Genomic DNA, 11399 nt, shown 5'->3' with positions numbered 1-11399 from the left:
GGAAGGTGATGGTTCGAATTCTATTTCTCAACAAACGGGGGATTAGCTCATTTGGCTAGAGCGCTACGCTGGCAGCGTAGAGGTGATCGGTTCGAATCCGATATTCTCCACTAATAATTTAAAAATACCCAAGCAGAATCAGTATCTGCTTGGGTATTTTTTTTAATACACATTTATGTTTTACATCTACATTATATATTCGAAAACCTTAGACAAATACTATGTTGGTTCCTGCCAAAATATTGAACAGCGTTTACAAGATCATTTAAATAGCAGAAGTAAATTCACAAAAGTTGCGAAAGATTGGGAATTAAAATATTCTGAGACATTCTTTACAAGAAGCGAAGCATATAAAAGAGAATTGCAAATAAAAAAAATGAAAAGTAGAAAATATATTGAAAACCTAATAGAAACAAAAGGCTAGGGTATTCGGATGCATTGTGAAGGTGACCGGTTCGAATCCGGTATTCTCCACAAAAAAACCGTATTACTCAATTGTAATACGGTTTTTTTTATGACTTTGAATTAAAAAATTTTTACATTATTTGGTAACAGGAACAAATGGAAGGTTAGTCAACTCTTTGATAACAAAAGTAGATTGCGTACTTGATTTGTCTAACATACCGTCAGAAGTTATAGTATAAAGGTTATTTAGCGAAACACCATTTTCATATGGCACTTGAAATTCAGTAATTTTTACCAAATCACCGTTAGCATCATACACCTCTATTTTATAAGTTCTTCCATTTCCTGCATTTGTTGTCCAAAAATAAGCATCGTTAACTTTCTCGCCTGAACACAAATAATCACTTACAATCTGTTCACTTGTAAAAACAATTGGGTTTGGAGTTTTGTTCCATTCATAATCTCCCATTGTATATGAAATTTGACCACAAAACAATTTAGCCGTATATCCCTGATTTTTTAAATCCTCTGCAAAGCTAAATAATGAAATCAATCTTCCATTTAAAGGTTCTAATTCAAATTGAATAGCATCATTTTCTCCAGCAACAACATTTCTACTAATTGTTGCCTTAGATTTATAAACAACTGAAGGTATTTTATTTAAAAGTCTTTGAGATATCGTATTTAAAGATTCATTTTCACTTTCAATAACTGGTACCGTCTGATACCAAGCTTCTGAGGCTACATTTGTTGTAGTTAATACCGAAAACTCTGAAGTCCCAGTTTTCAAATTTCTTAGAATAAAATCGCTCTCAGCTCCTACTGTACCATTTTCAACCAAATTAAATACATTATCATAAGAAACACCTGCATTGACAGAAGTAACTACAACACTTTTGATTTCAACAGGCAATGTATTTCTCAAAACATCTTTTCCAGATAATTTTAAATTAGAATTTACAAAGCCAATTTTCATACTTCCTTCTTTAGATTCTCCAGTTCCAACTGGATCTGAATCGTCACTTGTGCAACCTATAAGACTTAAAAATAGGACTAACCCTAAAATTGTTTTTTTCATGATATTTTTTTTTAATTACCTGGTAAATATATAATTAAAAACAATATTGCGATTACGTCTTTCCGTAAGCCATGACATAAAATAAAAACAATAAATTAATCATTTCTCATTTGCAGAATCATCTGCATCTACTCTATCTTTTTCTGCTTTTTTAAAATCGTTGTTTAGCAATTTTTCGAGTTTCTTTTTCTCTTTCTGATTTTTTCTGATTGTTAGCACAACAAGAATAATTACCAATATTGCTACAATCGCTATTATGTTCCAATTGATATCCATAATTCAAATTTTTAATTAAAAGTAAATAATTAAAAATATCTTTCATGTTATCAAACAGTTAAGCGTTTTATTTTTTAATAAAACTTATTCTGTCACAACTAAATCTTTTGAAAGATATTTCTTTAAAATTGTTTCTTATTTTTGTGTGTCTCCAATTATTCAAAAGAGAATATTGACAACAATCGTAAGTCCTTCAAAATGAACCAAACCTTAAAACACAAAATATTCGCATACATAAAGAAACCTCTTATAATTGCAGTTTTACTCTTTGTTTTTACTTTCGTAGAAATCTATTGGTCAATGGGCAGTTTTTCTGACAAACCATCGAGTGCCTGTTTAGATTGTTCTTTCTTTGACGATGTTTATTTAATGACTTTGTTTTCTACTGTTTTCTTATCAATAATTTTTCTGGCTCTTTCTTTTATTAAAAATAACAATCTAAAATTTTTGCTTCAAGTACTGATCGTAATTTTAGTATGGTTTTTCTGGAATTATATTCTTTTTGTAGATCGAGAATCTGCTTGGAGTACATATCTTTTTAAAGAAGAAATAATGTATACTATTACATTTTCTTTCTTCCCTATTTTAATCTTATCTGTTGTTACAGTATTTACTTTAAACTATATCTTTAAAAAAATATGAGTTCAGGCAAAAAAACATTTTTACGAATCTACTTTATTATCTGCGCCATTTTTGTGCTCGATTGTCTTTTGTATTACTTTAAAGAAATTAGTCTTCGCGGTTATTATAGCGATGTATTTTTATCATGGCTATGGCTTCTAAGCAGTTTTGTAATTATAATTGTTTTTTGGAAAAAACTCTTGGCAAAACTTTTCTTGGCAGCAATACTGGTAACATTCGCACTGAGCATTATAGCCATGATGCTTCCTTTTTATACTTTATTACTTTCAAGCACATCTTTAGGTTTATATCAAAATAAAGATCTCAACGAAAATTACAGAGCGCAAATTGTGGGCTACGGCGTAATGGTTCAACCGTGGTTGGAAGTAATTGAAAAGAATGGTTTGTTTGAAAAAAGAATCATCAAATGCAACGATTCTGAGATCATGAATGATAATTTGGATATCAAAATCAGAACCGCAAAAGATATTCTTTTTAAAAATGAAACCGATAGCACGCTGACTTTGACTCTCTTTTATGGCGGACCAAACAAAACCATTACTTTCGATAAAAAGACTGGAAAAATTACAAAACCATAAAAAAACAAAACTCTTATACTAAATATGTTATGCGTACTTTTTTTAACTGGGAAATATTAAATCGAATTGAAGAATCACCAAAAGAATATATTATAGAACGCAATGTAGAATTACTGGGTGCATTTTTATTTGGTTATGAAGACATTTTATTAGAGCTGAAAGATAAAAAAGAATTAGAAGAAAAATATATCAAAATGCCTTCTCTCGGAGATTATGGAATTAAAAAATTTAAGGCACACAATATAGGCGCACGCAATATCACAAGCATTATTTCATTTATTAGTGAGAATGAATTGGATTTTTATAACAATTATTTATCCCTTTTAAAAGCATATGAAGCTAAATATCCGATAGAAGAAAGTATATGTTATGTTGCACGTCAAAAAGGAGAGTTTGATCATACGAAAACATCAAGTTATCTTGAAGATTCTCGCCCAAAACCAATATTATCTTTGTCTGAATTGTTTCCACATATGAAAAAACGCCTTCCAATGTATTTTGGCAGCTATAGTTTGGCATCTCTCCGTGCTTTTTTAGATGGTTATTTTCTTTGCAAGAAAGATTATCAAATCGATTTAACACCTTTTGAACAAAAGGTAAAATCTTTTACTAAAAGTATTATTTGTGAAAGTCTAGAAATAGAAAATGAATTTACGACTTGGGATAGAAAATACCGTTATGATCGAGACTGGAAATCTTGGGGAGATATTGACACTGTAAAAGAAAAAAACATATTAGAAAGTTTTTGGAAAGATATGGATGCTTTTATTGGAGAAAAAACTTAATGCCTTTGCGCCTTTGTGGCAAAAAATCTTATCTAAGCAAAAACCCCATCCTTATAGACCCATAAAAATATCCAGAATTAGTATCAATTCCTGGATCTTTCAATTCTCTTCCTCGATAAAGGAAAGAATACGACATATTGAAGTTATTGTGTCGGTATTTCAAACCAGCTTCTGCATTAAATCGAAGTGGTTCTAAATCGAAAGTAATCGGACTTGTATTATTAAACATGCTTCCTTCAATAGTGGCATCATAAAACTGATAATTGACACTTGGCGCAGCGTAGAAATAAAACTCTTTAATATTTGGCTGTTCATTTGCACTTACCGAAGCATTATGCATATTAGAATCGTAAAGCGGAATTAGTTTCTTAAAACCAAATCTCGCCATAAATCCTGTTGAAACTCCAGAGAAAATTGTTCCCAAATTTCCTTCTGATTGCCAATGAAAATCTACAAAATCATTATGTTTAGAAGGAAACAGTTTTTTAGAATAAATAGCATGTGCTTGTAACGCCAAAGCATTATGAATTTGGTTTTCCCAACCGTACACTTTTTTGTAGCCAATCATGTTATGAAAACCTTTTTGCAATTCTTCACCAAACGCATTTGGTCCGAGATAACCAACTCTAAAATCTGTCTTTAAAACCGACTCGCTTTGATAGAAGAAACTTTTTCCTGCTTCGGCAAAAAGATAACCTGCAAAAGGGCGGTCGTTTATTGTAATGGCTTCTTTGTTTAAAAACCTCGGATTATAGAGATATTGACCGATTCTAAATTCGGTAATCTCTTTGTTGATTTTAGGATTATCGTTTTTAGATAAGAATCGAAAAAAAAATTCTAAACCATTGGTATAATACATATCGTATTTAGACGATGTGTACAAATCATTATCAGATATAAAACCTATTTCTTTAGTTCTTCCTTGTCCAAAAGTTAACGTTGTCAAAATCAGAAAAGCAAAAAGTGCTTTTTTACTTCTTTTCCTCTTTACCATTGTAATTGATTTTTCCAACATAACGCATTTCACGAACAATTCGTTCTTTTCTTCTGTTAATATAACTTGATGAGCCCGTAGCTTTAAATTTTCTTGGGTTTGGTAATATTGCCGCAATTCCTGCCGCTTGCATTGGTGTTAAACTCGAAGCATCGCGTCTGTACCAATGTTCTGTTGCTGCATAGGCACCGTAAACTCCATCACCCATTTCGATACTATTTAAGTAAACTTCCATAATACGCTCTTTACCCCAAATTATTTCTATTAAAACGGTAAAATAAGCTTCAAGGCCTTTACGGAAATAACTTTTTCCCTGCCATAAAAAAACGTTTTTGGCTGTTTGTTGCGAGATGGTACTTCCGCCTCGAATTCGGCGTCCGCGTTCGTTACTTTTATATGCTTTTTGAAGTGCTTTAAAATCGAAACCATTGTGAGTTAAAAAAGTTCCGTCTTCGCTAGCAATAACCGCTTTTTGTAAATTCATTGAAATTTTTTCAATCGGTTCCCAATCATGATCAAAATAAACTTCTTTACCAGCCATTTTATTTTCGATGGCACGAATAAGCATTAAAGGTGTAAATGGCACTGGAACATATTTAAAAAAGATAACCGACCCGATAGAAATTCCGAAAAACCACAAAGCGGCTTTAATAAAAAACCATTTTACTTTTTCTCCAAAAGAACGATTCGATTTTTTTGAAGAAGCTGTCTTTGGTTTTGGTTTGTTTGCAGTAGTTTTTGGTGCTGTTTTTTTGGTTACTTTCATTCTATTAAATCTGCTAATTCTGTTCCTATTAAACTGCCTATCGCCACTCCCATTCCGCCCAAACGCACTCCACAGAACACATTTTCAGAAAGTTGGGTTACGACAGGATTCTTACTATTTCCTATTCCCATGATACCGCTCCATCGGTGCGCAATCTGAAAATCCTGATTTGGTAAAATTACATTTTTCAGTAAATCTTCCAATCTATTTTGAATAATTTTCGTCTGTCCAAATTCAGTTGTTGTTTCTCCTTCAAAATCAAGATTTCTTCCTCCGCCTAACAAAATTCGATCATTGATATTTCTGAAATAATAATAACCGCGATCTAAATGAAACGTTCCTTTGATGTCTAAATTGTGAATCGGTTCGGTAATAAGCACTTGCGCTCTTGCTGGTTTTACAGCGCCATTGGTCAATTCACTCGCAAAACCGTTTGTTGCAAAAAGCAGTTTTTTGGTTTTAAAGCTGAAATCGTTTACCGCAACTTCAACATGATTTCCTGCATCGGCATACGATTTTACGGTTTGCTGATTTAAGATTAAAATATCTGCCGAAATTGCTTGTTTCAACAATTCCTGCATCATATTTCCAGTATCGATTTGTCCTTCAAACGGATTAAAAATTAAATACTCGTGAATATTTTCAAATCCAAATCGGTCTACTTCTTTCGAAAAAACATCTGCTTTGAAAAGTGGCTTTAAGATTTCATTTATAAACGGAATTTTAGAAATGCATTCGTTAAATCCGAATTCGTCTTCTTTTAGAAATAATTCATATCCGCCATGAGGTTTAAAATCAATTGCCTGATCGCCTAATCTTTTACGAAGCAACTGAAGACCTTTCCAGCGTTTTTCGATAAGTGCCACAACATCATCTTCTGAATGCGTTTTTAAGTCATCCATAATTTCAGACAAACTTCCAAAACAAGCAAAACCTGCATTTTTGGTACTTGCTCCTTGCGGTAGCATTCCACGTTCGAGAACCAAAATTTTAGCAGCAGGAAATCTTTCGCGTAAGCGTAATGCTGTATGCAAACCCACGATTCCGCTTCCAACAATAGTATAATCAATATTCGCGAACCAGTTTTTTAATTCCCAATAGCTTAGTTCCATTTTCAGAGTTTTTATAAAAATAATAATTTTTTTGAACCATATAAGTAATTAAAGTTCATTTAAAATCTTTGTGAGGTTCAGCGAAGTCAAAGCCTCTCAACTATGTGCCCTTCGACTTCGCTTAGGGTGACAGTAATAAACTTTAACAAAATTTGGGATTTGGAATTTAACAATTTGGGATTTAAAAGTTGTATTTTTAGCGCACAAAAAAATAGAATAAATAGATTATGAAAAAAGTATTATTAACAACCTTAATAATGATGAGTTTAAACGCTATCGGACAGAACGTTATGTCTCCAGAATTGTTATGGAAATTAGGTCGAGTGACTCCACTTGGAATTTCTAAAGATGCAAAAAATATAGTTTTTAAGGTTTCTACTCCTTCAGTTGAAGAAAACAAATCAAGTTCTAAAATTTACACGATTCCTGTAAATGGTGGAACTGCCGTTGAAATTAAAGACACGAAAGACATTCTGGCTGATAAAAACGTTTCGCCTGATGGAAAATTTGTGGTTTATAATGATGAAGTAAAATTAGAAAAAGTTTTAGGTAAAGATTTCTACCCAAGTCTTGGCAAATCTGATGCTCAAATCTATGATGGTCTAGATTATCGTCATTGGGATACTTGGAATGAAGGAAAATTTAACCACGTTTTTTATAAAGAAAATAAAGACGCTGCAAAAGGAATCGATATCATGAAAGGAGAAACTTTCGATTCTCCGCAAAAACCTTTTGGTGGTGACGAAGATTATATCTGGTCGCCAGACAGCAAAAGCATTCTTTACGTTTGCAAGAAAAAAGCAGGAACTGCTTATGCTATTTCTACCAATACAGATATTTATGAGTATAATTTAGAAACTCAAAAAACAACTAATAGAACTGAAGGTAATTTAGGTTACGACACAGCACCGCAATTTTCTCCAACAGGAAATTTAACTTGGTTACAAATGAAACGTGACGGTTATGAAGCTGATAAAAATGACCTTATTGTTGAGTTTAAAGGAATCAAAACTAATTTGACAGCAAATTGGGACGGAACTGTAGATAATTTTATCTGGAGCAAAGATGGCAGAACAGTATTTTTTGTTGCACCAGTTGATGGGACAAAACAAATTTTTTCGGTTAATTTTCCTGGTTTAACTAAAATCGCAATCAACGTTCGTCAATTGACAAACGGAGATTTTGATGTAAATGATTTAGTAGGTTTTGCTGGCGATGATATTATCGTAACTAGAAACGACATGAATCACGCTCCAGAAATTTATTCTTTTAATTTAAAGAAAAACAGCTGGAAACAAATCACAAACGTAAATACTGACACGTATAAAACTTTAGCATTAAGCAAAACAGAAAAACGTTACGTTACTACAACCGACGGTAAAAAAATGCTGGTTTGGGTAATTCTTCCTCCAAATTTTGATGCTTCTAAAAAATACCCGACTTTGTTATTCTGCCAAGGCGGACCTCAAAGTGCATTGACACAATCGTATTCTTTCCGTTGGAATTTCTCTTTAATGGCTGCAAAAGGTTATGTAGTTGTAGCTCCAAACCGTCGCGGTATGCCAGGACATGGAGTTGAATGGAATGAACAAATCAGTAAAGATTGGGGCGGACAAGTTATGGACGATTACCTTTCTGCAATTGATGATGTGGCAAAAGAAAGTTATGTTGACAAAAGCCGTTTAGGTTGCGTTGGTGCTAGTTACGGTGGATATTCTGTATTTTACTTAGCTGGAATTCACAAAAACCGTTTCAAAACTTTTATCGCTCATGATGGAGTTTTCAATACCGTTTCTATGCTAGGAACTACTGAAGAAGTTTTCTTTAACAACTGGGATTTTGGCGGACCATATTGGGAAAAAGATAATGCTGTAGCGCAAAAAGCTTATACAACTTTTAATCCTGCAACTTTGGTTCAGAATTGGAATAAGCCAATTTTGATTTTCCAAGGAGGAAAAGATTACCGTGTGCCAATCGGACAAGGACAAGAAGCTTTTCAAGCGGCTCAGTTAAGAGGAATTAAAAGTAGATTTGTGTATTTCCCAGACGAAAACCACTGGGTTTTAAAACCACAAAATGCTCAGGTTTGGCAAGGTGAATTCTTCAAATGGTTAGATGAAACTTTGTAATTCATAAAACAACATTTTTAACAGCCACAGATTTACATAATCTGTGGCTGTTTTTATTTACTCACCTTACAATTATGTAACATATTGGTTAGATTTACTCTTCGTAAAACAGATTTTTTTAGATAAATTGCAATGTTTTAATAATCCCGAATTCCCTCAAATCTTTCAGCAAAATATGGAGACCAAAAAAAGTTACACCGCAATCAAAGTATTATTTAGCTATGTTGCATTATTGGCTTTGGTTGTTACAGTTGGATGGTTTCTTTATTCTGAAAATGTCGTTTACAACAAACTCGAAGATAAGATTGCTTTAGAAAAAACCAAAATTCTTAGAGTCAGCAGACTTTATTCTAATGTTTACAAAACAGAAAGTTTAGCCAGACAAACAATTCAAAATAACTCTGAAAAAGATTTTAAAAATTATCTGATTGAAACCGACTCGCTTCGCAAACGTATTGATACATTAAAACAAATTGTTACTACAGAATACCAAAAAACACTTCTAGACAGTGTGACTTATTTTTTGGCAGAAAAGACAGAGAACATCAAACAGTTAAGAGAAATCAAGAATAAAGCAGATGATGAAACTTCTGTAAATAGCGCTATTGATGAAATCACTAAAATGGAGTTTAACTTAAGAAAACTCGAACTTCAGGATTTTACCAAAAACCCAAATCAGCTAGGAAGTTATCAGCGAAGCGTTTTACAGCAATATGTTGATTATTTAAATTCGAATATTCCTGATGACAGCACCAATACTTTAAGCAAAAAAGCTTCTGATTCTATTTTAGCAAATTCTAAAAAGCTTTTGAGTTCGGTAAAACTGAAAGCCGAAAAGAAGAAAGAATCATTGAATTTTGAAGAAAATAAACTGCTTCAGAACGAAATTGCCATTTCGGATCAGCTTAGAAAAATACTTCGAATTATCGAACGAGAAATCATTATCAATTCGATCAAAAACAATTCATTAAAAGAAAAATCATTAAAAAGAGTCAACGAGATTGTAACGGCTTCTGCAGTTATTGGTTTATTGCTGACCGTCTTTTTCTCTATTCTAATTGTCAGCGATTATTCGAAATCTCAAGTATATAAAAAACAACTCGAAATTGCGAACTTCAAAACCAAGAATCTGTTAAAGAGTCGCGAACAATTAATTTCGACCGTGAGTCACGATTTGAAAACGCCTTTGAGTACAATTGTCGGTTATTCTGAACTATTAGGCAATTCAGATGTCAATACCAAACAATCGTATTTCATTAAAAACATTAAAAATTCGTCTGAATATATTACACAGCTCGTTCAAGATTTATTGGATTTTTCGCAAATCGAAGCAGGAAAAATTTCGATAGAAAAAGTTCCGTTTTCGTTACCCGAAATTATTGAAGATGTTGCGAGAAACATTCAAACTGTTTACAAGCAAAAAGATATTGATCTTATCATCAATATAGACGAGCAATTTCAGAAACGTATTGTTGGCGATCCATTTCGTTTAAAACAAATCTTGACCAACATTATCGGAAACGCATATAAATTTACCGAAGAAGGTCATATTAGAATTGCCACTTACGCGAATGACGACCAGTTTTTCACGATTTCGATTCAAGATACTGGAATCGGAATTGAAAAAGCCAATCAGAAATTGGTTTTCGAAGAATTTGCACAGGCAAATGAAGGCATTGAAAAGAAATACGGCGGAACTGGTTTAGGCCTATCAATTTGCCAGAAGATTATTTCTATTTTAGGCGGTAATTTAAGTTTAGACAGCATTTTTGGAAAAGGAAGCACATTCATTATTCAGTTGCCTTTATTATTTGATAATAGTCAAAATAATCCTACTGTCGAACTTAAACCTAAGATGCCAAGAAACACCAAAAAACAGACTTTTATTGTCGTTGATGATGATATTAATCTTTTAAATCTAACAAGCGGTGTTTTAAGACAAGAACAGCATCATGTTTTTTCGTTTACTAATCCCGCCAAAGCTTTAGAAATAATTAAGAGTACGCCTTTTGATTTTGTTATAACCGATATTCAAATGCCGGAAATAGATGGTTTTATGTTTTTAGAAAAACTTAGAGAACTTCCTGATACGGTTTTCAAAAATCAGCCTGTCATTGCGCTTACAGGACGTACCGATTTGGATCTTTCAGTTTATAAAAATGCTGGTTTTACTACGGTTATAAAAAAGCCTTATTCTCCAAAAATTTTGCTCGAAACGATTCAGCATATTTTGGATCATGAAGAAATTCCTGAAATCGAATCTACAGACAATGATAATAAAAATGCTTCTCAAATATATTCTCTAGAAACTTTGAAAGATTTTCTAGGTCAAGACGAATCGGCTTTAAAAGAAGTTCTAAAATCTTTTATAGAAACAACAATCGAAAATTTAGGCTATTTGAAAATTGCTGTTCAAGAGAAAAATCATGACGAAATAAAGTCTATTGCACATCGTATTGCTCCAATGTTTAAACAAATTCAAGCTAATAAAATTGGCGAACTTTTAAAAAATTTAGAGAAAGAAGATTTAAACACAATTGATATACAAGCGACATATGCAGATTTAAACGAAAGAATTAAAGTTCTTTTTACGGAATTGAAGCAAGAGATTTAATATCGAATAAAAAAAGCAGT

General features: G+C 32.5%; 11 protein-coding genes and 1 tRNA gene. 7 read left to right on the top strand and 5 right to left on the bottom strand.

What is annotated here, in order from left to right:
• Window positions 1-36: 36 nt before the first annotated feature.
• Together B3J44_RS01890 and B3J44_RS01885 are read left to right on the top strand one after the other, a co-directional pair.
• A tRNA-Ala gene (locus B3J44_RS01890) sits at window positions 37-110 on the top strand.
• A 65-nt stretch (window positions 111-175) separates the two neighbouring features.
• Window positions 176-424, top strand: a complete 249-nt coding sequence (locus tag B3J44_RS01885) for a GIY-YIG nuclease family protein (protein ID WP_286965297.1) — start codon at window positions 176-178, stop codon at window positions 422-424.
• Window positions 425-541: 117 nt separating this feature from the next.
• Here B3J44_RS01885 and B3J44_RS01880 read toward each other — a convergent pair whose 3' ends face one another.
• Together B3J44_RS01880 and B3J44_RS01875 are read right to left on the bottom strand one after the other, a co-directional pair.
• The gene (locus B3J44_RS01880) at window positions 542-1483 is read right to left on the bottom strand and encodes a hypothetical protein (RefSeq protein ID WP_286965294.1); all 942 of its coding nucleotides are present in this window, start codon (window positions 1481-1483) and stop codon (window positions 542-544) included.
• A gap of 99 nt (window positions 1484-1582) precedes the next feature.
• Window positions 1583-1759, bottom strand: coding sequence for a hypothetical protein (locus B3J44_RS01875; RefSeq protein ID WP_286965291.1), 177 nt, complete (start codon window positions 1757-1759; stop codon window positions 1583-1585).
• Between the two features lie 198 nt (window positions 1760-1957).
• On the opposite strand from B3J44_RS01875, the gene B3J44_RS01870 reads away from it, so the two are divergent.
• Genes B3J44_RS01870 through B3J44_RS01860 form a run of 3 tightly spaced genes read left to right on the top strand, consistent with a single transcriptional unit; the run spans window position 1958 to window position 3764 of the window.
• Window positions 1958-2401 carry a hypothetical protein gene (locus B3J44_RS01870; RefSeq protein WP_286965288.1) on the top strand — a complete coding sequence of 148 codons (444 nt, stop codon included), beginning with the start codon at window positions 1958-1960 and terminating at the stop codon, window positions 2399-2401.
• Complete coding sequence (locus B3J44_RS01865) at window positions 2398-2979, top strand: hypothetical protein (protein WP_286965286.1); 582 nt, start codon at window positions 2398-2400, stop codon at window positions 2977-2979. Before B3J44_RS01870 ends, B3J44_RS01865 begins: the two co-directional genes overlap by 4 nt.
• A gap of 29 nt (window positions 2980-3008) precedes the next feature.
• A complete protein-coding gene (locus B3J44_RS01860) occupies window positions 3009-3764 on the top strand; it encodes a hypothetical protein (protein WP_286965283.1) in 756 nt (251 codons plus the stop codon).
• 28 nt (window positions 3765-3792) lie between these two features.
• Here the strand turns inward: B3J44_RS01860 and B3J44_RS01855 are convergent, their stop codons facing one another.
• Genes B3J44_RS01855 through B3J44_RS01845 form a run of 3 tightly spaced genes read right to left on the bottom strand, consistent with a single transcriptional unit; the run spans window position 3793 to window position 6636 of the window.
• On the bottom strand, window positions 3793-4758 hold the full coding sequence (locus B3J44_RS01855; protein WP_286965281.1) for a lipid A deacylase LpxR family protein: 966 nt from the start codon (window positions 4756-4758) through the stop codon (window positions 3793-3795).
• Window positions 4736-5524 (bottom strand): monofunctional biosynthetic peptidoglycan transglycosylase, encoded by a 789-nt coding sequence (gene mtgA / locus B3J44_RS01850; protein ID WP_286965279.1) that lies wholly within the window; start codon window positions 5522-5524, stop codon window positions 4736-4738. Before mtgA ends, B3J44_RS01855 begins: the two co-directional genes overlap by 23 nt.
• Entirely contained in the window at window positions 5521-6636 is a 1116-nt protein-coding gene (locus tag B3J44_RS01845) for an NAD(P)/FAD-dependent oxidoreductase (RefSeq protein ID WP_286965277.1), read from the bottom strand. The genes mtgA and B3J44_RS01845 overlap by 4 nt, the downstream gene beginning before the upstream one ends.
• Window positions 6637-6863: 227 nt before the next feature.
• Between B3J44_RS01845 and B3J44_RS01840 the strand changes: the two genes are divergently transcribed.
• Together B3J44_RS01840 and B3J44_RS01835 are read left to right on the top strand one after the other, a co-directional pair.
• The gene (locus tag B3J44_RS01840; protein WP_286965276.1) at window positions 6864-8765 is read left to right on the top strand and encodes a S9 family peptidase; all 1902 of its coding nucleotides are present in this window, start codon (window positions 6864-6866) and stop codon (window positions 8763-8765) included.
• Window positions 8766-8940: 175 nt separating this feature from the next.
• Window positions 8941-11379 (top strand): ATP-binding protein, encoded by a 2439-nt coding sequence (locus B3J44_RS01835; protein ID WP_286965274.1) that lies wholly within the window; start codon window positions 8941-8943, stop codon window positions 11377-11379.
• The last annotated feature ends 20 nt before the right edge of the window (window positions 11380-11399 follow it).

Origin of the sequence: Flavobacterium sp. UBA4854, assembly GCF_002399805.1 — a bacterium.
Classification (GTDB): Bacteria; Bacteroidota; Bacteroidia; order Flavobacteriales; family Flavobacteriaceae; genus Flavobacterium; species Flavobacterium ginsengisoli.
The sequence above is the reverse complement of the archived record's forward strand: the minus strand, read 5'-3'. Positions and strand labels throughout refer to the sequence as shown.